The sequence below is a fragment of the Streptomyces sp. AM 4-1-1 genome (genome assembly GCF_029167625.1).
Lineage (GTDB): Bacteria > Actinomycetota > Actinomycetes > Streptomycetales > Streptomycetaceae > Streptomyces.
In genome coordinates this window covers 205293-226103 of record NZ_CP119146.1, presented here as the reverse complement: position 1 = coordinate 226103, position 20811 = coordinate 205293, and the positions used below count along the sequence as shown (strand labels likewise).

General features: G+C 71.2%; 23 protein-coding genes. All 23 read left to right on the top strand.

The window, feature by feature from the left end; all coding sequences use genetic code 11:
- Nucleotides 1-99 precede the first annotated feature (99 nt).
- The 23 genes from PZB75_RS31685 to PZB75_RS31575 all read left to right on the top strand — a co-directional run bounded on the left by PZB75_RS31685 (nt 100) and on the right by PZB75_RS31575 (nt 20779).
- Complete coding sequence (locus PZB75_RS31685) at nt 100-774, top strand: GNAT family N-acetyltransferase (RefSeq protein ID WP_275539139.1); 675 nt, start codon at nt 100-102, stop codon at nt 772-774.
- A 94-nt stretch (nt 775-868) separates the two neighbouring features.
- The gene (locus PZB75_RS31680) at nt 869-1102 is read left to right on the top strand and encodes a hypothetical protein (protein WP_275539138.1); all 234 of its coding nucleotides are present in this window, start codon (nt 869-871) and stop codon (nt 1100-1102) included.
- A 147-nt stretch (nt 1103-1249) separates the two neighbouring features.
- The gene (locus PZB75_RS31675) at nt 1250-1783 is read left to right on the top strand and encodes a hypothetical protein (protein ID WP_275539137.1); all 534 of its coding nucleotides are present in this window, start codon (nt 1250-1252) and stop codon (nt 1781-1783) included.
- A 74-nt stretch (nt 1784-1857) separates the two neighbouring features.
- Nucleotides 1858-2163 carry a hypothetical protein gene (locus PZB75_RS31670; RefSeq protein WP_275539136.1) on the top strand — a complete coding sequence of 102 codons (306 nt, stop codon included), beginning with the start codon at nt 1858-1860 and terminating at the stop codon, nt 2161-2163.
- 119 nt (nt 2164-2282) lie between these two features.
- Entirely contained in the window at nt 2283-2648 is a 366-nt protein-coding gene (locus PZB75_RS31665; RefSeq protein ID WP_275539194.1) for a hypothetical protein, read from the top strand.
- A 138-nt stretch (nt 2649-2786) separates the two neighbouring features.
- Nucleotides 2787-3803, top strand: a complete 1017-nt coding sequence (locus tag PZB75_RS31660) for an N-6 DNA methylase (RefSeq protein WP_275539135.1) — start codon at nt 2787-2789, stop codon at nt 3801-3803.
- 49 nt (nt 3804-3852) lie between these two features.
- Entirely contained in the window at nt 3853-4206 is a 354-nt protein-coding gene (locus PZB75_RS31655; RefSeq protein WP_275539134.1) for a hypothetical protein, read from the top strand.
- Between the two features lie 14 nt (nt 4207-4220).
- Entirely contained in the window at nt 4221-5216 is a 996-nt protein-coding gene (locus PZB75_RS31650) for a DUF4007 family protein (RefSeq protein ID WP_275539133.1), read from the top strand.
- 162 nt (nt 5217-5378) lie between these two features.
- Complete coding sequence (locus PZB75_RS31645; protein WP_275539132.1) at nt 5379-5987, top strand: hypothetical protein; 609 nt, start codon at nt 5379-5381, stop codon at nt 5985-5987.
- Between the two features lie 498 nt (nt 5988-6485).
- Nucleotides 6486-6782: a hypothetical protein gene (locus PZB75_RS31640; protein WP_275539131.1), complete on the top strand. Its 297-nt coding sequence runs from the start codon at nt 6486-6488 to the stop codon at nt 6780-6782.
- A 412-nt stretch (nt 6783-7194) separates the two neighbouring features.
- The gene (locus tag PZB75_RS31635; RefSeq protein ID WP_275539130.1) at nt 7195-7644 is read left to right on the top strand and encodes a hypothetical protein; all 450 of its coding nucleotides are present in this window, start codon (nt 7195-7197) and stop codon (nt 7642-7644) included.
- Nucleotides 7641-8000: a hypothetical protein gene (locus PZB75_RS31630; protein ID WP_275539129.1), complete on the top strand. Its 360-nt coding sequence runs from the start codon at nt 7641-7643 to the stop codon at nt 7998-8000. Before PZB75_RS31635 ends, PZB75_RS31630 begins: the two co-directional genes overlap by 4 nt.
- Nucleotides 8000-8767 (top strand): DUF6884 domain-containing protein, encoded by a 768-nt coding sequence (locus tag PZB75_RS31625; protein WP_275539128.1) that lies wholly within the window; start codon nt 8000-8002, stop codon nt 8765-8767. The genes PZB75_RS31630 and PZB75_RS31625 overlap by 1 nt, the downstream gene beginning before the upstream one ends.
- Nucleotides 8764-9516 (top strand): hypothetical protein, encoded by a 753-nt coding sequence (locus PZB75_RS31620; RefSeq protein WP_275539127.1) that lies wholly within the window; start codon nt 8764-8766, stop codon nt 9514-9516. Before PZB75_RS31625 ends, PZB75_RS31620 begins: the two co-directional genes overlap by 4 nt.
- Nucleotides 9517-9633: 117 nt before the next feature.
- Nucleotides 9634-10752, top strand: a complete 1119-nt coding sequence (locus PZB75_RS31615) for a site-specific integrase (RefSeq protein WP_275539193.1) — start codon at nt 9634-9636, stop codon at nt 10750-10752.
- Nucleotides 10749-11096, top strand: coding sequence for a helix-turn-helix transcriptional regulator (locus PZB75_RS31610; RefSeq protein WP_275539126.1), 348 nt, complete (start codon nt 10749-10751; stop codon nt 11094-11096). Before PZB75_RS31615 ends, PZB75_RS31610 begins: the two co-directional genes overlap by 4 nt.
- Nucleotides 11097-11293: 197 nt before the next feature.
- Nucleotides 11294-13450 carry a hypothetical protein gene (locus PZB75_RS31605; protein WP_343286290.1) on the top strand — a complete coding sequence of 719 codons (2157 nt, stop codon included), beginning with the start codon at nt 11294-11296 and terminating at the stop codon, nt 13448-13450.
- Nucleotides 13451-13885: 435 nt separating this feature from the next.
- Complete coding sequence (locus PZB75_RS31600) at nt 13886-14509, top strand: XRE family transcriptional regulator (RefSeq protein ID WP_275539124.1); 624 nt, start codon at nt 13886-13888, stop codon at nt 14507-14509.
- Nucleotides 14506-15708 (top strand): M20/M25/M40 family metallo-hydrolase, encoded by a 1203-nt coding sequence (locus tag PZB75_RS31595; RefSeq protein WP_275539123.1) that lies wholly within the window; start codon nt 14506-14508, stop codon nt 15706-15708. Before PZB75_RS31600 ends, PZB75_RS31595 begins: the two co-directional genes overlap by 4 nt.
- A 187-nt stretch (nt 15709-15895) precedes the next feature.
- Complete coding sequence (locus tag PZB75_RS31590; protein WP_268983050.1) at nt 15896-16030, top strand: hypothetical protein; 135 nt, start codon at nt 15896-15898, stop codon at nt 16028-16030.
- Between the two features lie 131 nt (nt 16031-16161).
- Entirely contained in the window at nt 16162-18042 is a 1881-nt protein-coding gene (locus tag PZB75_RS31585; protein WP_275539122.1) for an asparagine synthase-related protein, read from the top strand.
- On the top strand, nt 18039-18755 hold the full coding sequence (locus PZB75_RS31580; RefSeq protein ID WP_275539121.1) for a lasso peptide biosynthesis B2 protein: 717 nt from the start codon (nt 18039-18041) through the stop codon (nt 18753-18755). The genes PZB75_RS31585 and PZB75_RS31580 overlap by 4 nt, the downstream gene beginning before the upstream one ends.
- A gap of 56 nt (nt 18756-18811) precedes the next feature.
- On the top strand, nt 18812-20779 hold the full coding sequence (locus PZB75_RS31575; RefSeq protein ID WP_275539120.1) for an ABC transporter ATP-binding protein: 1968 nt from the start codon (nt 18812-18814) through the stop codon (nt 20777-20779).
- Nucleotides 20780-20811: the final 32 nt, after the last annotated feature.

Below are 20811 nucleotides of genomic sequence, written 5' to 3'. Positions count from 1 at the left end.
ACCGTCGCCAAGCCTGCCGTTGAGGCCCCCTCCGGCCGCTCTTTTCTTCCACCACCGCAGAGGCGACGTGCTGCGCCTCGCATTACCCCAGGAGCCTCCATGGGTACCACCCGCACCCGCCTGCCCGGCGTCACCCTCCGCGACGCGGCCCCCGCTGACGCCGACGCCGTCATGCGGCTCCTCGCCGACGTGAACCCCGACGATCCCGACGCGTTCGAGGACGTCCGGCCGAACCTGTCTCTGCCTCAAGAAGGACCCCTCTCCCACTTCCGGGCCCTGATGGTCGTGGCCGAAAGCAATGAAGGCGAGACGCTCGGGGCCCTCCTCGCAGGTCCCCCGCTGTGGCTCTTCGGCCATCCCGGCGTCGACGTGGCGCTGGCGCACCTTCTGGCGGAACGCATCGCGATGATCACCGCGGTTGCCGTGGCCCCCGAGCAGCGCGGGCGAGGCGTCGGGTCCGAACTCGTCCGGCATTCCGTACGTCGCTTCACGCGCGCCGGCTACGGGTTGCTGACGCTGAACTGCTTCCCTGGGCTGGAAAGCTACTACCAGGGACTCGGCTTCTCGATCATGGACGACCTGAACGTGTCCCTCGGCCCCCTGAACGCGGTCGGGCACCGGTGGGGCGACACCCGGGTGGCCGCCCGGCCCCTGGACCGGTACACGACCTTCGCGGACGTCCCTGGCCTCACCTCCCCGGTCGTCTCGGGCATCCTTCCCAACACCCGGATGGCCCGTGGCGCGTACTTCGACGGGGCACAGTTTCGCGCCTGACCCGATCACGGCCCGGGATGCCTGCCCTCCCGGGCCACAGAATTCACGTACGGATGCAGGTGTCGGCCGGGCATCCACAACCAAGGAGGAACTGATGCCGGATGTCGACGGCAAGAGCCGCAGCCCGTGGGGTCGTTGGTCGCTCCGATGGGGCCTACCGAGTGCGGTCGTCGCCCTGGTGAGCGTGTGGGTACTGGAGCCCGCGAGCCTTGTCGGCGCGATCATCGCGGCTGGGGTGGCACTGGGGGCGCTCCTGGTCTTCGTCGGCACGATGCCCCGTCGGCAGCCGCCGACCGAGCGGCGGGCGCGCAGGGGCGCCGGCGAGTAGGAAGGCTCCGGCGCCCCGGTCGGTGCGCTGCACACATGGGAACTCGGTTGGTGGGCCCGGGCAGGTGATTGCCCGGGCCACCGTCCCGAGGCTGGCCGCGGGCGCGTTTACACCACGATGTTGCGTATTCGTGTTTCAGTGTGTAGATTGATTGCATCGCTGGCGGCCTCCGAGGCCACGCAGCACAACCCCCTTACTGCTCTGGAGTGCTCCATGCTTGCTGTCGTCCACGAGGTAGAGGTAGACGCCGCCCTTCTCGCCTACCGGAGGGGCTGGGCCGACGTCTGGCTGACCCTGGTGGACGTCACCACCGACTTGTTGCACCTGGCCAGTCACATGCGCGCCGACGTCGAACGCTGCCTCGACGGCGACGCGAAGGCGCGGCTCGACGAACGGTCCCTGGCCGCCATGCCGAACCTCGACCCGTCCGTCGCCCCGATCCACAACACGGACGACTCCGCTGCCGGGGACCACCTCTTCGACGTGTACGTGCACGCCAGCGACGCCGCCGCCGCCCTCCGCGTGCACATGGCGGACGACCCCTACCCCACCTTCTCGAAGGCGCTGCACGTGCTGCTCAACGATCTGCGCGCCTATGCCCAGAACCTCGGTCTCGACTTCGACGACGTCATGCGCGCGGCATCCCAGGCCCACCGGGTCGACCAGCGCAAGGCCAAGTAGCCGGACACCGCCCTGGCGCCGCAGCCCGCGGTGCCGCCGTCCCACGAACGATCCCGTCAGGAAGGACTTTCACCATGACCACGCCTCTGATCTCCTCCACGGACACGGAATACCCTCCCCGCGGCTCGATACGGATGTACCTCGACCGCGGTGAGCATCCCGCGACCCGGATGCCGCTCCTCGGTGCCGATCTCGACAACCTGCCCGCCGTCTGCGGAGGTTGCGCCAACACGGTGTTGAGGCAGCTCGACGACGGTCGAGAGCGTCTCAAGTGCGGGATTCGGGCTCCCGGAAGGCGCAGGGGCCGCGGCCCCGATCTGCGTGGCTCCATGCCCGCGTGCGTGAGGTACGCCGCGTCCACCGCACCGCGCAACTCCTGACCTGTCTGGCCGCCGCGCCCGGGTTCCCTCCACCGGAACCCACGCCGGTCCCGTACGCCGAGAGGCGGTGGGCTCCGGGCGCGGCAGGTTATTCCGCAACCGCCCTCGGAGACGTGATCATGCTGCCCGGCCTCGCCCAGCACATCGACTTCCAGGCCGCCCACGACGACTACACCCGCGGGTTCCTCGTAGTGAGCAAGGCCGACCACTCCACCATGTACGGCTACGTGTGGGAACACACCCTCTCGGACGGCACCACCACGTGGGTCGCCCAGCCGGACGCGGCCAACGACGCTTCGCGCATCCCCGGGTTCCAGTCCCGGGAGTGGGCCGGTGAGTTCCTGTACGAGCGCGAATGGCCCAAGTTCATCCGTCGCGAAAACGCCGAGGCCGACACCCTCCGGCAGCCGGGGTGCACCGAGCGCGCTCCGTGCGGGACGTGCTCCCTGTGCGAACCCGACCTGGCCTGCCGCGGAATCCTCTGAAAGAGCCGGGTGCCGCTCGAACTGCATCCGTCACCCCAACGTGCAGGTCCGAGGGCCGCGAACGACGCCTTCCGCTCGCGGCCCCGGCCTCGGCTTCCTTTCCTGACCACAACACCCCACCCATGCCCTGGAACCCTCATGTCCGCTGATTCCACTGCCAACCTCGTGACCGAGGCCATCGACCAGGTGCTCACCCACGGGGCACGCAAGTGCACCGATCCGAGCTGCGCCCGGCACGCCGGTACGACCGACTGCCCCCCGATCTCCATCAGCCGTAGCCCCGGCTCCGTCCTCGGTGAAGCGGTCGCCGAGGCCTGGCACGCCGCCGCCGGCGGCAGTCGGCTCGACATCCCCGCAGGGGTCGTCGCTGCCCTCGCCCTGTGGCCCCAGAAGTCCCCCGGTGCCGAGGCCGCCGACACGATCGCCGCATACATCGCCGCGCAGCCCTCGCGCGTGCTGGTCCGAGGCCTGGCCGATAGCGCCAACTTCTACTGGGGCCTTCGCCCCGACCTGTGGACCGCTGCCCGCCCGCTGTTCGACTGGACCAGGGAGGACCTACACGACACCCACCTCGCGGGCGTACGCGCCGTGGCCCGTGCCGCGCTGCGCCACGGAGTCCTTCAGCACACGGGAGACACCGACCCCGCCGAGCGGTCCCGGACCGACCTCATGTCCTGGGTCATCACGAGCCTGCGCCACCACCACTCCCGGCGCAGCCTCGGCGAGTACCACACACCGCCCGACATCAGCGATCTGATGGCCAACGTGCTGGCCGAAGGCAGCACAGGAAAGCGACCCCGTCAACGCGGCGAGTGGGCGCTCGAGCCGACCGCCGGCACCGGAGGACTCTTCCGCTCCGCCGCACAGGACCTGCGCCGCGACGGAGAGGACCCGGCGGAACGCGGCTGGGTCATGCTTGAACTCGACCCCCTGGCCGCCGCCGGAGCCGCCGTCAACACCCTCGTCTGGGAACTGGGCCCCCGTGCGTTCGTCGGCTGTGGAGACGTTCTCGCGCAGCCCGACCTGGCCGAGGAAACCCTCGCTCAGGCGCGCGACATGGCCCGTCACTGCGACGACGTCAAAAAGCTGATCGGCTTCGCGATCGCCACCCGCACCACCAACCAGCTGCTGGACGCCCTTACGGCCAGCAGGTAGCCGCTCCGCCCGTCCCACAACCCCGTGGGCCGGGCTCGGAGGAGGAACCGTGACGGAAACCCACGACCACAGCGAAACCCAGGGCGTAGCCCGGGCGCTGCGCGTCGTCCTGCCCGCTCCCAGTCGTACCCGTGTGTACACGCTGTCCTGCGGATGCCCCGACGCCGAGGGCGATCTCTCCTGGTACATCGACACCGAGGCCCGGTCCTACGAACTCGACCTCTCTTCCGCCGCAGCCGGCGCGAGGCAGGTCCGGCTGACCAGTCGACCGCTCATCGGTGACGGCACCACCTGGAGCGAGGAGTTCCTCATCTGCGACGCCCCGGCCGACTGGGCCCACCCCCTCGCTCGTCTCGTCGCCCGGCTCACCCTCTCCGACCGCAGCCCCCTCTCCCTCGACTGAGCAAAGGACCCCCCGTGTCGAACCGCACCGCCATGACCGGTTGCCTGCCAGCCTTCGGCCGGCACCGCGGCTATCCACCGCGCTACGGGTGGCTGCGCAAGGTCTACGACGCCCTGCTCCAGGACCCAGCCGCCCTGCGCCGCCCCGACGCGACCGTCGTGCTCGGCGTCGGCAAGAGCATGGTCCCTTCCATGGCCTTCTGGTCCCAGGCCTTCGGGCTGGCCGCCCGCAACGGTCAGGACCTGGTCCCCACCGACCGCGCCCGCTGGCTCCTTGAAGACGAGACCGGCGCCGATCCCTACCTTGAACTCGACAGCAGCCTGTGGCTACTGCACTGGTGGTTGGTGAGCGCCGAGCAGTGCCACGTGCCCAGCTGGCGGTATCTCTTCGGATACTCCCCGCTCAGCCGGTCCAACCGCGCGGAGACGCAGGGGCGCCTGGCGGCCGCCGCCGAAGCGGCCGGGCACAGGACCCCGGCCTCGTCGGTACTCGCCTCGGACATCGCCTGCCTGGTAACCATGTACGCTCCCGGCGACCACACCGCCGCGAACATCGAGGACGAGCTCTCCAGCCCTTTCCGCACCCTCCACCTGCTCGATTCCGAGCCTCCCGCCGACCGCACAGCCGACCGAAGCCACCTCGTGGCGCTGCTGCGCACGGCCGGCCGCCACTGCCCCGCGCCCGTTCAGGCATACGCGAGTCTGGACTTCGCGGCCCGGACCGCAGGCCCTGTGGCCGGCTCCATCAGCCTGGCCCGGCTCGCCTCCGACCCCCTCGGGCCAGGCCGACTCCTTCTCACCGGCACCGCCGACCTCCGCCGCGCCCTGCATCAAGTCGCAGATCGGCAAGCGGATCTGGCCGTCGTGCAGTCGGGCGACGGGCAGGAGACGCTCGCCTATTCGTGCTCGCCAGCTCTCCTCGCCGAGGATGTCCTGGCCGACGCCTTCCCCGCGCTGCGGCCGGCCCCCAGCAGTGCTTCGGAGAAGGGGAGTTCTCCAGCCCGGTCCTGATGGACTCCGGCTTACCGCAGGCGTGACCCGGCTCCGGAGAACACAACAAGCAACGTTGCTTATTCATAGTTCTATGTGTACTGTCATCCGTGTTGGTGGCGCTCGCCTCCCGGCTTGAGCGCCCCGCCTTTCCCTACCGACGAGACAGGCCAGGAGACACGCATGCGCATCAAGACCGGCGGGCAGCACCAGGGTTGGACCGTGGTCCACCAGGCGCGGCGCGAGTGGCGCGGCTCCTTCGAGGGCGTGTGGCTCGGTGTTGACGAGTCCACGGGGCACTGGATCGTCGGCCGCCAGCACGACGGGCAGTCGATGGACGACGGCTTCGACGCGGATGGCAACTGGTCCACGTCCCGGCACTTCCGCGACGGCAACGCGTACCTCAACATGCGCCGAGCCCTGGCGGCGTACGACGAGGAGGCCAGGAACGCGAGCGACGTCTGGGACGGAATGTGGGACCAGCGTGCCCACGAGGCCGTCGCCCGGCACCTGGCGCACCGCGTTCCCTTCCCCGCGCCGGTCCAGCTCGCGGCCGGATGGATCGGGCGCGGCCTGACCGGTTTCCACCCCCCGATGGGGTCGACGATCCCGCTCGACGGGCCGGTCGCCAAGTACGAGCTGGTCCGCTACCTCCAGGGCCAGACCCGGTTCGACGAGATCGTGACGGAGCCGGGCTCGGTCTCCGAGCAGGAGGCGTACCAGCTGATCATCAACGCGACGGGGCCAATCCGGTTCGTTTGCCGCGGGGTGACCTTCTACCTGAGCAAGTGAGCCAGGCGGCACGGGCGCGGTGCCGCCGCGAGCACCGCGCCCGTGCCGCCGGACCACAGGCCGCCAGCCACCACGTACACACCGAAGGCGAGGACGCTGCCCCTTGGGGCGGTCGAGACGAAATGGAACACAAGAACATCACCGGCCACGACGGCGCCGTTCACGAGGGCCTGCTCAACAGCCACACCGGCTTCCTGATTGACGTGGCCTGCGACGCGGGCCGGTACTCGGTCGTCCACCACTACGAGAAGCTCGATCCAGCGCGCGTCACCGACGCCCCGCTGTCCTGCCCCGCATGCGTTGCCGCGAACTCCCCCGCCACCGCCCAGCTGCACCGCGGACGTCTGGCCCACCGGTACGCCGAAGACGTCCTCGCCCTCGCTGACAGCCGCAAGCGCCCGCCCGCCCAGGACGACGAAGGGCTGCGGCTGGCCTTCGTGTCACTCGGCAGCGGAGAACCCGCCGCCCCGGAGCCTTTACGAGCTGATCAGGGAGCATGTGAGCGACATGCTGACCGATCGGGCCCTGGCCGTGCCGGAAGGGGTCCCAAGGGTCCTCGTGCCCTACAAGCGGTACACCGGCGGCACGGTCCAAGCCCCCGTCGCCCCTGGGGACCGCCTCATGCACTACAGCGCGGCCGGCGGGTACTTCCAGTACGTCTGGGTCGATGGGCTCGACGATTCTCCGGACGGAATCGTCGTCACGGTCCACGAGAAGGACCGGCGTCCGGTCACGTACTCGGCGTTCGAGCTCGGCCGACGGTACTCGAAGCTCGACTGGGCGCCGCTGCCCTAGCAGGCGTCGCCGAGCATTGATCGAAGCTGACGACCGCGGTCTGCCCGCCACCAGCCCGGGGCAGGCCGGGCACGTCATGTCGCCGCTGCTGCCGCCTCCGGCCCGCAGGCGCGCGCTGGAGTAGCGCCCGTCCCTCGCAGCCAGGGCAGCACCGCATGCTGGGCGCCGCCCGAGACGGGCCCCCGGGCCGCCGCGTTTCACTTCCGGATCCCGGCGAGGCGCCGTCGCCGCCACTCCGCCCGCCACCCGGCGTCTGCAGAGCACTCCGCGATGTCCCCGGCCGGTTCCGGCCTGCTCGCCCGCGGCGCGCCCCGGGATCCCCTCGTTCCCTCACACCACCGCAACGGATACGGCCCCCGACCGTCCCGTCACCGGGCCGCACCCTCGCCCGAATCCGGAAGCGCCCCACACCATGACCACCGACCGCCCGCACGTCGTCTTCCTCGCTCCTTCCGATCCCGCCCGGCCCCAGCCCGGCCGGGCCAACGACGGGGAGGCGGACCGCTCGGAGGACGCGGTCCTGACCGCCTATCTCTTCCACCTGACGGCCAAGGGACACCGTGTCCTGCGGCACCGCGTCGTCACGGATCCCGCTCTGGCGTCCACCGACCTCTTCGACGCGACCGCCGGAGAACTGGTGATGGCCTGCCACCGCTCCCACTATCGCGCGCTCGTCACCGCGTACGGGGTGATCAGCGACTGCGAGCGGCTCTTCTCCCCCGCCCACCGTGCGCTGCTGTTCACCATGGAGCCGGGCCCGGTCGCACGGGAGTTCCTGTCCCACCACAAGATCATCGCGATCTGGCCCGAGGGCGAGACCTTCGTACGCGCGGCCCCGGCAGCCGAGGCATGCGGGGCGTGAACCGCCAGAGCTTCGGGCCGCCGTCGACGAGAGCGGAGGAACGCGCCTGGCGCGCAGCCGGTCTCCTCGTCGACGTCGCCGGGCGCGCACTGCCGGCCACGGTCCGGCCCTGCGCCTTCTGCGACGGCGCGGACATCGGCGACACCTGCCCGGCGTCCCTGACCTGCCCCACGTGCAAAGCCGCGCCCCGACAGCGGTGCCGCCGGCCGAGCGGCCACACCGCCGAGCAGTGGCACATCGGACGCGTCCGCGCCGCGGACCTGGAAGACCAACGCCGCGAGGAAGACGGCGACACCACCCTGCCCGCCCGCTGGGCCGACACCCAGCCGGCGCCGCCCCCCTCACGAGGAACATGATGACCACCGACCACACCCACAACAGCTTTGCGGGCACGTCCCTTTCGCCAGGTGCCCCGGACCGGCCTCGTACGGCCGGAACCTCCACACCCCGCATCACCCCCGCCCAGCGCAGCGCCCTCCTCGCCGGGGCCAAGGACCCTCTCGGGCTGCTGCCCAAGTCCGTCAACCTCCGGACCCTGGCGTCCCTCGCCGATGCCGGCTACGTCGGCCTGGACCAGAGCCGCGACATCCTTCGTGGGCAGGAGGCGACGCGGGACCAGCTGGACGTCTGGGGCGGCGCTCTGACCGAGGCCGGCTGGCAGCGGGCCCGCGCCGAGGGCGCGGGCAGGTTCCGGATCGTTATCGTAGGCTGCGGAAAGGCCAAGCAGGACCGCCGCGTGACCGCCGGTGCGATGTACGTCGGCACCTTCCACGGCTCCTGCCGGGAGACGGCCAAAGCCCTGCTTCAGGACGGCGGCCGCCAGTACATCCTTTCCGCCGCCCACGGGCTTCTGGACCTGACCACGGAGATCGACCCGTACGACATCACCGTGGGCGACCCCGGCAGCGTCAGCGCGGACTTCGTGCAGGCGCAGGTCCGGGAACGCGGCATCGAGTCGGCGGAGGTGACGGTACTGGCCGGCAGCAAGTACGTGGCCCTCGCCCGGCAGTCCTGGCCGGGCCTTGAGGCGCCGCTCGCCGGAGCCGGCGGGATCGGGGAGATGAAGCAACGCCTCTCCCAGATCCGTCTCGCCGCGCGGGCCGAAGCCGGGCAGGAGCGGTGAGCGCGCCGCTCGGGCCCGCTCCGGCGCGGTGGGAAGCCATGGCTGCCGGCGGCGCCGAGGGCTGGGCTCAGCGGTGGAGCGGCGGTGTACCGACGTGGGTGCACACGTCGCAGGGCGGCTTTGACCGGCGCCGCTACGAGGTGGTCGAGCTGGCGGAGGCGCCCGCCCGGGAGTACATCCAGGCGAACCACTACCTGTCGGGGTGGCCGCCGGCGGTCCACCGGTTTGGGCTGGTGGACCTCGAGGCAGCAGGGGGCGACGACGGCCAAGCGGTCGACGGCCACCTGCTGGTGGGTGTCGTGGTCCTGGGTGTTCCGATGAGCCGCCGGGCTCTGACCAGGGTTTTCCCGTCGCTGGAGCCTTATACGGAGGCGTTGGAAATGTCGAGGGTGTGCCTGTCCCCCTCGGTGGCGAGCAACGGGGAGAGTTTCACGGTCGCTGCGGCTCTGCGTCTTGCCGCGGGCCACGGGGTGCGGGGGGTGGTCACCTACGCGGACCCTGTCGCACGGCTTCGGACCTTGCCGGATGGGCGCACCGCCGGCTCGCCCCGAGGGCACCTGGGTGTTATCTACCAGGCCCTTTCCGCAACGTATACGGGCCGCAGCACTGCGAGGACGGTCATCGTGCTGCCGGACGGCCAGGTGCTCCCTAGTGGAGTACGCGCGGGTTCGTCAGAGGCGGTCTGGCCCGGCGAAGCAGCATTTCAGCAGGCAGAGACCCCCTTCGGGGACATTCACTCGTTGGTGTGAGATGTCAGCAGTAACTCGCAGATTCTGCGTGTAGTCCCTGTAATTTTCCGGTTCGTGTCAGATTCCGAAAGTCGCGTGCTGACCCTGGTACGCCCGGGGGCGGACGCCGCCGAGGTGGTGGATCCGGCCGCGGTGTCGGTGGAGTCCGGGCTGGCGGACGTCGTCACCCTGCAGCGCCGCCGGCAGGCCCGCATGTCCGCCGTCGACGAGGAGAGCTTCTTCCTCGACACGCTCTCGGAGTACCAGTGGGCCCGAGACGCGGCTGGGCTGGCGCCGACGACTCTCGACGGCCTGCTCAAGCCGGTGGTGGAGGTCTGCGAGTACTACGGCACCGTGCCATGGCAGCTCTCCCCGCGCGAGGTCGACCGCTACTTCGCCGGACCGGGCAAGCGGGCGACCTCGACGTTGCGCGGCAAGATCGACGCGTACTTCGCGTTCCTCGAGCAGCGGTACGCCGGCGAGATCATGCGGCGCTTCGGCGCCGCCGTCGAGTCGCCGATCGATCCGTTCAACCGGCCGCGGCACCGCGGGGACTTCGGCTTGCGGATCCCGCCGTCGCAGAAGGCGATGCGGGACTTCCTCGGCCGGTGGCGCGAGGACCTGCCCAACGCCCGGAAGTACCTCGTCGCCTGCCGCGACTACGTGATGACCAAGGTCGCCTACCTCTCCGGCGTCCGCGCCGCGGAGCTGTGTGGCGTGTGCATGGGCGACCTGCACTGGGAGCACGGCCAGTGGGGGCGGTTCATCGTCCTGGGAAAGGGCGCGAACGGTTCAGGCCCGCGGCCTCGCGAGGCGTACATGTTCCAGGAGGGCCGGGCCCTCCTGTGGTGGTATATCGAGGAGATCCGGGGCGAGTTCGGCGATGACGTCGATCACCCGCGGGCGCCGCTGTGGCCTTCCGAGCGCAAGCCGACCGCAGTTTCCGCGCTGAACCTGCCGATCGCGCCGGCGATCGTGCCGTCCACGTTCCGCAAGGCGCTGCACACGGCCGCTGCGAGCTACCTGACCGGTCCGGTCGCCGACCTTTTCCCGCACCTGCTGCGTCACGCATGCGCGACCCACAACTACGAGCGCGGGATGACGTTGTGGGAAGTGCAGAAAGTCCTCGGACACGACTGGGCAACCACGACACTTCGGTACATGGCGACCGCGCACGCCGACCCTGAGCACGCGAACCTGACCGCGAGCTCCCGGGCGGCCCAACGACTGGTGATGGATAAGGGGAACCTACGGTGAAGTGGAACCTTCGGATGGTGGCCGCGCAACGGGATCTGTGGCGGCCGACCGAGGTGCTGGCCGCCTTCCAGCAGGTGGGGTTCAACCCGTCGCTGAGCAAGGTCGCGGCCCTGTGGGGCGGGACGCCGGTCACGGTGCGCCTGGAGGACCTGGACATGATGTGTGCCGCGCTGAACTGCACGGTCGCCGACCTGCTCCAGGCCGAGCCGCTCGCCGGCGCCCAGGCGGCACCGGAGTCCGGCCAGCGGGCGGTCGGCGCCGAGGAACAGCATGCGGCGGGCCCGGTCCGGCCGGTGCCGCACAGCCGTCGGGGCGCCGGGCCACGCTCGCTCCCGCCGAACTGAAAGGCCGACCGGTGGCGGTGGAACGGGGAAAGGGGCTGGCGCGGAGTTGCCCGGTGTGCCTGGGGTGGCTGGTGGTGCACTGGTACCGGGTCTGCGACGGGTGCCGACCGTGGAAAAGGAAGCATCCCGAGCTCGGAACGTGCCCGCGATGCCGGCACGAGGCTCACCTCAACCCTGACGGGTTGTGCAAACCGTGTTTGCAGGCGATCCGGGCCGAGGACGACGCCGAGTGGGCCCTGGGTCTGGAGGAAGCACGGCCGCGGCCGGTCCAGCTCATGGTCGGCGGCACGTACGGTGATCGGTCGGCGGACGCCCGGCCGCTGCGCCGGCCCACGAAGACGGGACTCAAGGTGGGGCAGGGGTGGTGGATCAAGCTGCGGAAGCAGCGCGCCGCCCCGGCCGGGCCGCTGGTGCTCCAGGCGCAGGTGTGCGGCCAGCTTGCACTGTTCACGGTGCCCAGGGTGCTGACCGACACCACGGTCAGCGCGATCGTCGGTCGGCCGGTCGCCGGGTGGGAGGAATGCCGCCTGGTGATCGAGGCGATGGCGGCCGAACACGGCCTGTCCGTGGGCTGGCAGCGCGCAATCGCCGAGATGGTCCGCCTCGCGCTGGCCGTTCGGGAGGCGGAGGGCGCCGTACTGCTGCCCGAGCCGATGCTGAGGGACCTGCCGTCCAATGGGGACGCGGTGCGCCTGGTCCTGCTGCGGGCCGGACTGCTGGACCAGGCGCCGGAGCCGATGCGGTTCTCCACCACCAACCAGCCCACCACCACCTACATCACCGCCCCGGCACCGTTGCCGCCGTCCGCAGCGCGGTCATGCCGCGACTGCGATGCCTGGATGGCCAGCGGCAAAAGAGGCTTCCGCTGCAATCCGTGCCGTCACTGGCGCGAGCTGCACCCAGTGGGCCGGTGCGGACGGTGCTTGCGGGAGGAGCTGCCGCTGCGCGGCGGCCGGTGCCGTACCTGCCGCCTCTACCGGCATCTGGACGACGCAGGCCCGGCAGCGGCCGAGGCCACCCAGCTGGTCATCGACCTTCCCCATGGGGCTCCCGGCCAGGCCCAGCTGATCCCGGACGCTGAGTCCGCACAGGTGAATGACGAGGACGAGGCGGTGTCCTCCCTTCATGCCGCCCGCGGGCAGGAGCCGCTCTTCGGCATGCGGCGCGACTGGTCGCCAGTTATGGTCCATCTGCGTCGCCGCAGCTACAGGGACCTGCGGTTGACCAGCGCAGCCCGTGCACTGACCGAGGAACTCGACCGGCTACGTCGCGGCCAGCAGGACCCCGCGTACCGCAAGGACATCCGCACCCTGACGATCCTGGTGTACTGGCTCGGCGCCGAGGCGGTCTTCCAGGAGCGCGACGTCCACGACCTCGCGCGGCTCGACCCCAACCTCGCGGCCAAGCGAGTCTGCCAGTTCCTCGACGCCCGCGGCCTGCTGGCCGAGGACCCCGAACTGCACCGGGACGCCGACCAGGTATGGATTGAAGCCACCATCGGCAAGCTGCCGCCGACGGTCGCCGACGAGGTCCGGCTGTGGGTGCAGGTCCTGCGTGGCCAGGGCCGGCGCGAGCACGAGGCCCGCGGCTACGACGGCATCCGCCGCTATCTCTTCGCCCTCGAGCCGATCCTCACCGCCTGGACCAACAGCAGCGTCACAACGTTGCGGCAGATCACCAGCGACCACGCCACCACCGCCGTCGACGACCTGACCGGGAGCGCCCGCCGCCAGCTCGCCATCAGCCTGCGCAGCCTGTTCAAGGCCCTGCGCCAGGAACGCGTCGTCTTTCGCGACCCCACCCGCACGCTCCCCGTCGGCGACCTCAAGGGCATCCCGAAGTCCGTGCCCTCGGACCTCTTGGCCGGGCTCCTCGACCGCGCCGCGACCCCGCTCGGCCGGCTCGTCGTCGCCCTGACCGCCGTCCACGCCTTGCCCGGCCATGAGATCCCCACGCTGCTGACCGGCGACCTCAACCTCGCCCACGGCACCCTCGAAGCCCGCCGCGGCCTACTGCGCCACACCCTCTACATTGAGGAGTTCACCCACACCCTCGCCTCCGAGTGGCTCACCTACCGCCATCGCCGCTGGCCAGCCTCGACCAATCCCCACCTGCTCGTCAGCCAGCGCACCGCACTCGACCCCGACCACCCCCCGGTCAGCATGAGCATGCTCCACAGGCATCTGCCCAAGGGGTTCACGCTGGACGGCCTGCGCCAGGACCGAATCCTGAACGAGGCGTTCGAGACAGGTGATCCGCTGAAGCTCATGCGCCTGTTCGGCATCACGGAGAAGACCGCCATGCACTACGTGGGCGCGGCTCATCCTGAGAAGACCTCCCAGCTTCCCCGGTGACGGCCGGTGCGAGAACGACAAGAGATGGGTGTGGGTCTCGGCGGAGCCTGGCTTTCCGTGTCCCCCGCGTTGCCGAAACTCGGTCGTTCTTCAGCCAACGCCCTTGCTGGCGGAGGAAGATGAGAACCTGGTGCCAGGTCGAGGGCCGCGCCGTAAGCGCCGAAGGGTCGGGGCTGGGGAAAGAGCAGTGTAATCAGCCCACGTGGCGGCGCGGCGCAGCTCGGGCCCGGCCGCTCAATGTCATTCCTGGGAGTAGCAGTGACCGGAGTGTTAGGCACAGACTCGGCACTCAAGCGAGCTCGGCTGGCTCAGAACCTGACGCAAGAGGAGGCGGCTGATCAGCTGAACGAGATCACGGGTGGTGCGACGGACGCGAGCCTGCTCAGCGCGTGGGAGTCGGGGCGCAAACGCACGGGGGTGAGGAACCGCCGGGCGTTGAGTCAGCTCTACCGGAAACGCTCCGAGGTGCTCTTCGCCCACCAGGACGGGCGCGATACTGCCAGTGCTCTGGAGGCCACCGGAACCGACGTGGTCGTGCGGGTGCTTACCCGGTACACCGATCTCGTCGAGGCAATGGTCGAGGTCGTGGTCGGCGCGCGTGAACACCTGGTGGTCACGGGGTCCCGCAGTCGGGAGAAGGCGTACCTGGCGGCGATCGAGACAGCCGTGGCGCAGCAGCCCGATCTGGTGCACTACCGGGTGCTGTACGGGCCGCCGCGTCACCGCGGGTTGTCCGAGCACCTGGTGCGGCTGCTGGAGCTACGCGACCCCGGCGAGCGTCGTAACGGTGTCAAGACGCTCCACATCGGACTCGTCGAGCCGCTGGAAGCGATGGAACGCTACTTCGTGGCCTCGGAGACCGCGGCCGTGGTCCCGCTGCCGAGTTTCCACGGGGCCGAGGGGTTCGACTGCGGGGTCTTATTGGGTCGCGAGGCCGCGGTGGGACTGGTGCAGCATGGGCGGGAGGCGTGCGCGTCCGCGCGGCCGGTGGAGACGTTGGAGGCCGTTCGCGCGCTGCCGGTCCGGCACGGCGCAACGCCAGGACTGGGAGAAGCGTGAAGAAGGACTTGGTGGCCCGTGCCGCTGCGCGGTCGGCGTCCGTGATCGAGCTGGCCCAGGAGCTGATCCGCAGGCCCAGCCGCGGGGGAATCGACGACTACGCGCCGGTCCTGACCGTTCTGGAGGACTGGCTGAGCAGTCGCGCCCTGCCGCACCGGCGCTTGCACGACGAGGCGGGACAGCTGGTGGGGCTGCTGGTGGAGATCGCTGGAGGCCAGCCGGGCCTGTGGTGGACTCTGGACGCCTGCGTGGACACCGCCTCCTTCGGCGACGAGGAAGCGTGGACGTTCCCGCCGACGGCCGGAGACATCGTCGACGGGTTTCTGCGCGGCCGGGGTTCCGCCGACTCCAAGCTCGCCGCCTCGATGTTCTGCCACATCGCCGCCGATCTGCTGCCCCATGCCGAAACGCTGCGTGGTGGTCTGGCGGTCCTCCTGGACGTCGACGAACACACTGGCGGCTTCGGCGGAGCCCGCGCGTACCTCGCCGACCCGGAGGCCCCCATCCCGGCGGGGGTGATGATCGGCTACCCCGGCCTGGACGATGTCGTCGTCGGGGGCCGGGGCCTGTGGCGCGCGACCCTCACGGTGTTCGCCGACTCCGGGCACTCCGGCTCCAGCCGGAGCGTTCTGAGTGCCGTTTCTCGTGCCGCGCGCCTGGTCCAGCTCCTGGACACCGCCGACCTGCCCGGCCCTCCGGCGGCGGACGCGGCGTTCGGGCTGCCGCCGAAGCTGTCGGTCACCGCGATCCATGGGGGCGAGGGCTTCTCCGTGGCAGCGGACCGATGCGACCTGAACGTCGACGTGCGCACGACCCCGGGCTTCGACGCCCACGATGCCGAGACGCTGGTCCGCAAGGCCACCACTGAGCTCGACGCCGAGCTGCCCGGCCCCGCGGCCACCCGGGTCACACCGGTCGCCAGCTGGCCGCCCTTCCAGTTGCAGCCGCACGAGCAGCCCGCCGCCGCGCTGATGGACGCTGCAGCCTCCTTGGGCCTGGCGGTGCGGGCCAAGACCGCCGGCCCGTCGAACATCGGCAACCTGCTGGCCGGACAAGCAGGTGGCATCCCGTCGACCGCCGGATTCGGGGTCCCGTATGAGGGCCTGCATGGCATCGACGAGCGCGCGAGTCTTGCCGAGCTCCCGCAGGTGTACGCGGTCTACCACCGCGCCGTCCTCGACCTCCTGGAGCCACGCTGACTCCGGCACCTCCTAGTCGAATACCAGTTCCGTTCCAGGTCGGGTTCTACGAAGTCCCCAACTTCTGCTCTGTTGGGTGGGGTTGGCGCGCGGTGTCATAGAGGAGTTCGAGAGGCCGTACGGGAGCTGCCAGACACCCCGGGCGGCCGGCGGACATCCGAAGCGCGACGACTACCGGAGGTACTCCATGGACACCACCGCCACGACCGCCGAGACCGAGACCTACACCGCGCCCGTGCTGAGCGCGCTGGGCACCGTCACCGGCGCCACCCTCGGCTCCGCCGGCAACAACAACGCGGACGACACCCAGTACTGGCAGTAGTACGGCGCCCCCAGCGGGGCGTGATCGGGTGAGCGAGCGCCCGGAGCGTCGGCCGATGGCCGGCGAGCCGGGCGCTCGTTCGGTGAACAGCGGCAGACCAGTACACGGACGAGCGGATCGGGGTGGCCACCATGCGGTTCATTGCCGGAACATTCGATACGGGGCGGGGCAGTTGGGCCGGGAGCGACTGGCGCCCTCGGGAAGCCCAGGACGTTTTCGCCGACGACGCGGCGCGGATCTGGGCGACCGGGTTCGAGCCGGGCGAGGTCCGCCGCGGCTCGGGCCAACGCGGCCAGGCCGAGCTCTTCGCGATCGGATGCTGCCTGGCCACCCGTGAGGAGTTCTCCGCGGCACGCGCGGCCGCCGAGCGCGGTGCCTGGCCGGCGGCTATCCGCCTTCCCGGCTCCTGCCTCACCGTGGTGCGCGACCGTACCGGCCTGCGTATCGCCGGTGACCGGGCGGGGACGGTGACCGTGTACTGGATCCCGGTCCCTGAGGGTGTGCTGTGGGCGACGGCGGCTGCCCCGCTTGCCGCGTTCGCCGAGGCCGAGCCCGACCCGGCCGTGCTGCTGAGTGCGTTCATGGTGCGCGGCGTCGACGTCCTGGCCACCGATAGCCACTTCCGCACGGTGCGCCGCGTCCCGCCCGGACACATCCTCGTCCTGACCCCCGGCCGGCAGCCGCGAACCGAAGCCGCACCGGCTCTCACGGCCAAGACGTCCTTTGAGGAAGGCGCTACGGCGGTACGCGAGACCATCACCGCCGCCGTCGGCCGGCGGGTAACCAGTTCGGGCCCGATCTCCTCGGATCTCTCCGGCGGCGTCGACAGCGGCACCGTCACCAGCCTGGCCGCCGCCCGCGGGCCGCTGCTGGCCGTCACCTACACCGACGCGCGCATGAGCCAGCAGGACGACATGCGCTACGCCGAGCGCATCGCCCACGACCACCCGCAGATCACCCATACGACGATCGACGGCACCCGGGCCGGCGTGCAGCACTTCGACGGCCTTCAGGACCCGGCGATCCTGCCGTTCACCGACACCCCTTCGTTCACGCTCGGCCTGCTGGCCATCAAAGCCGCGCAACTCGCCCCGGCCACAGCTCACGGATCCCGGGCACACCTGACGGGCCGCGGCGGCGACGATGTCCTGGACGCGGTCCCGACCATGGCCATCGACCAGTACCTGGCCGGGCACCGCAACCAGGCGCTGCGCCGTACCGCGGCGTTCGCCCGCACACGCCGCGCTGCCCTGTGGCCGGTACTCATGCAGGCTGCCCGCACGCAGCGCACCTCCTACCCCCAGGCCCTCGCCGCCCTCGCGGACACGATCAACGCAGGGCCCGAGCGCACCGCCTTGCGCGGTCCCGGGACGTCGGCCGTGCAGATGCTCACCTGGTGCGGAAGCGGCGCCGCGATGACCTGGCTCACCGGCGCCGGCCGGGCGGTGGTCGCCGACCTGGTCACCGCCCGCGCCCAGAGCGCCCGGCCGGACACCACCCCCGGCGCGCTCCACGAGCGGCTCGCCCTGGAACTGATGGGCGACGGCCACGCCACCTTCGACCAGATCAGCCGCCAGCAGTGGGGGCTGCCCGTCCACGCACCGCTCCTGGACGACCTCGTCGTGGACGCCTGCCACGCGATCCCCGGCTACGCCCGCACCCAGCCCGGCGACTTCAAGCCCCTGGCCCGCGCAGCCTTCACCGGCCACGTCCCCGACTACCTGCTGCACCGGCGCACCAAGACCGCGTTCACCAGCAGCCTGTTCGCCGGACTGCGCACCAACGCCCCCGCCCTGCGCCGCATCCTCGACCGCTCTCTCCTGGCCCAGGCCGGCCTGCTCGACGCATCGAAGGCACTGGCCTCCCTGGACAGCGCCGCCCGTGGTGAACCCGCGCCCCTGGCCGCGCTGCACGCCCTGATCGTGACCGAGCTGTGGCTCGCCACGCTGCCCACCGCCCGCACCACGTGGTGGGAGACGACCACCGCCCACGCACATGAGGTCACCCGATGAACGCGCGCAACGGCGTCTACGCGGCGCCCAGCCCTGACGGCATCGCCCTGATGGACATCCGCGCCGGGCGCGGCCAGTGGCGCTTCCTCGACCCGGTCGGCGCCCGCCTGTGGCAGAAGATCACCGACGGCACGCCCCCGGCCGCGGCCGTCGACGACCTCACCGCCTACTGGCACGGCAAAGGCGCCGACCCCGCCCAGGTCCGCACCGACCTCACCGCGCTCGCCGACGACCTGGAACGCGCCGACCTCCTCCACCACGCGGCCCCCGCCGCACAGCCCGACCGCACCGAGGTCCGGTTCACCACTCTCGTCCGCGTCAGCACTGCCCAACAACTGGCCGGACACGCCGGGCTGTTCGTGGCGCTCCTCCTGCTCCGCCTCCTGCCTATCCGCATCGCCGTCGCCGGCGCCCGCGTGGTGACCTTCCTGCCAGGGCGGGCCGCGCTGCCCCAGGAGGCGGAGGCGGCCTTCGCCGCGGTACGCCGGGCCGCCCGCTTCTGGCCCGGCCGCGCCGCCTGCCTGGAGGAATCCCTGGCCGCGCACTTCGCGGCCGCGCTCACCGGACACCGCGTGCGCTGGGTGGTCGGAGCCCGCTTCATCCCTCAAGGGGCCCACGCCTGGATCGAAGCTGGCACCGCGATCATCGGGCAGGACGAGACCGACCGCGTCTGGCCCTACGTCTCCGCTCTACAGGTGGAACGCTCGAACTGAAATTCGCCACCCTTCGCCACCACAACCACCCGTATGGGTGAGGCGTTGCCCAGGATGTGACAGACACCGCGCACCGCAGCGCCACCCGCGAGACCCTCACGCCCCCCGCCCCGGGGCGACGGCTTCGGCTGCCGTGGCCAGGCCGCCGCCCCACCGGTGGTGATCCCATCCCGCAGTACACGGTCAGCGCCGAGCGCCACGACAACGCCCTCGCCGACGACTTCACCACCATCGCCAGGCGCCTGCCCGCCCTGGCCGCGACCGCGCTCCGCCTGGCCTGGGACGCCGACCGGCGCGCCGTCCTGCTCACCGCCATCCTGCAGCTGGCCACCGGCGCCATCACCGCCATCGGCCTCTACGCCACCCGCGGCGCTCTTGCCCCCCTGCTCGCCACCGGGCCGACCGCCGACCGGATCCAGACGGCTTTGCCCTCACTCGCCCTGATCACCGGCGCCGCCGTCGGCCGCTCCCTGGTCGCCGCCACCACCCTGGCCGTCACCGCCCGCATCGGCCCCCGCGTGGACGCGATCGCCGAACTGCGCTACCTGAACGCCGCCACCCGCGTCCCGCTCGCCGCATACGACGACCCGGCCTGGTGCGACCACAGCGAAGCCGCCAACCGGGCCTCCAAGGACGCCCACTTGATGATCGACGCGCTCACCGCCCTGACCGCAGCACTCCTCGGCCTCCTCGCTGCCGCCGGCATCCTCACCGCCCTCCACCCCGTACTTCTCCCGCTCCTACTGCTCGCCGTGATCCCGCGCGGCGCAGCCGCCGTCCGCGGGGCGCGCGCCGCCCACCTCGCCGAGCGGCACACCCTCTCCGACCGCCGCCTGCGCCACAACCTCATCTACTGCACCGCCGGCCGCGCCACCGCCCTCGACGTACGGGCCAACACCATGCGCAGCTGGCTCCTGGGCCAGTTCACCACCGTCACCGACCGGCTCACCGAGCACGCCGCCCGCATCGGCCGCACTACCGCCCGCTACCAGCTCCTCGGCGACACGATGGCCGGAGGCGCCGCCCTCGTCGTCTACGGCGCCCTGCTCGCGCTCGTGCTCGGCGGCCATATCCCGGCGGCCGCAGCGGGCACCGCCTTCATCGCCGTACAGTCCTGCCGCCTGCTCCTTGGCCAACTGGTCACCGGCATCAACTCCACCTACAAGACCGGCCTCTATCTCGGCGACTGGTCCACCTTCCTCACCGACGCCGAACACCGCGCCCAGCTCCCCACCACACCCGTGCCCGTGCCCGACCGCCCGGCCGTCATCGCCGCGCACAACGTCACCTTCCGCTACCCCGGCAGCGAGCTGCCCGTCCTCGAGAACATCAGCGTCACCGTGCGCCGTGGCGAGGTCCTGGCGATCGTGGGCGCGAACGGCGCGGGCAAGTCCACCCTCGCCAAACTCCTCGCCGGCCTCTACAGCCCCACCACTGGCACCGTCACCTGGGACGACGTGGACCTGGCCACAGCCGACCCCGAGCAGGTGTGGTCGCGTCTCGCGCTGCTGCCCCAGGACATCGCCCGCTGGCAGGTATCGGCCCGCGAGAACATCACCCTCGGCCAAGGCGATGGTGATGATGAGACCGTGATGGCCGCGGCCCGCGCCTCCGGAGCCGACGATGTCATCGCCTGCCTGTCCGACGGCCTCGACACCAACCTCGCCCCCTCACAGTGGGGCGGACGCGACCTGTCCGGCGGGCAATGGCAGCGCCTGGCCGGGGCCCGAGCCTTCCACCGCAAGGACGCACCCGTCCTGATCTGCGACGAGCCGACCTCCGCCCTCGACCCCCGCGCGGAAGAAGCCGTCTACGACCGCATCCGCGCACTGAGCGAGCAGCGCACCGTCATCCTGATCACCCACCGCCTCGGCTCCACCCGGGCCGCCGACCGCATCATCGTCCTGGACGGCGGACGCCTCCTGGAGGAGGGCACCCACGACTCGCTCCTCGCAGCCGACGGCGAATACGCCACCCTCTGGCGTACTCAAGCGCGGACCTACGCCGGCCAGCCCCAAGGGTGAGCCCGTCCGTCCGGCGAGAGCCCTCCGGCGAG

Excerpts from the sequence above, each read along its gene's own strand:
- PZB75_RS31685 (WP_275539139.1), top strand. The coding sequence starts at position 100 with ATGGGTACCACCCGCACCCGCCTGCCCGGCGTCACCCTCCGCGACGCG.
- PZB75_RS31680 (WP_275539138.1), top strand. The coding sequence starts at position 869 with ATGCCGGATGTCGACGGCAAGAGCCGCAGCCCGTGGGGTCGTTGGTCG.
- PZB75_RS31670 (WP_275539136.1), top strand. The coding sequence starts at position 1,858 with ATGACCACGCCTCTGATCTCCTCCACGGACACGGAATACCCTCCCCGC.
- PZB75_RS31665 (WP_275539194.1), top strand. The coding sequence starts at position 2,283 with ATGCTGCCCGGCCTCGCCCAGCACATCGACTTCCAGGCCGCCCACGAC.
- PZB75_RS31660 (WP_275539135.1), top strand. The coding sequence starts at position 2,787 with ATGTCCGCTGATTCCACTGCCAACCTCGTGACCGAGGCCATCGACCAG.
- PZB75_RS31645 (WP_275539132.1), top strand. The coding sequence starts at position 5,379 with ATGCGCATCAAGACCGGCGGGCAGCACCAGGGTTGGACCGTGGTCCAC.
- PZB75_RS31635 (WP_275539130.1), top strand. The coding sequence starts at position 7,195 with ATGACCACCGACCGCCCGCACGTCGTCTTCCTCGCTCCTTCCGATCCC.
- PZB75_RS31625 (WP_275539128.1), top strand. The coding sequence starts at position 8,000 with ATGACCACCGACCACACCCACAACAGCTTTGCGGGCACGTCCCTTTCG.
- PZB75_RS31590 (WP_268983050.1), top strand. The coding sequence starts at position 15,896 with ATGGACACCACCGCCACGACCGCCGAGACCGAGACCTACACCGCGCCC.
- PZB75_RS31585 (WP_275539122.1), top strand. The coding sequence starts at position 16,162 with ATGCGGTTCATTGCCGGAACATTCGATACGGGGCGGGGCAGTTGGGCC.
- PZB75_RS31580 (WP_275539121.1), top strand. The coding sequence starts at position 18,039 with ATGAACGCGCGCAACGGCGTCTACGCGGCGCCCAGCCCTGACGGCATC.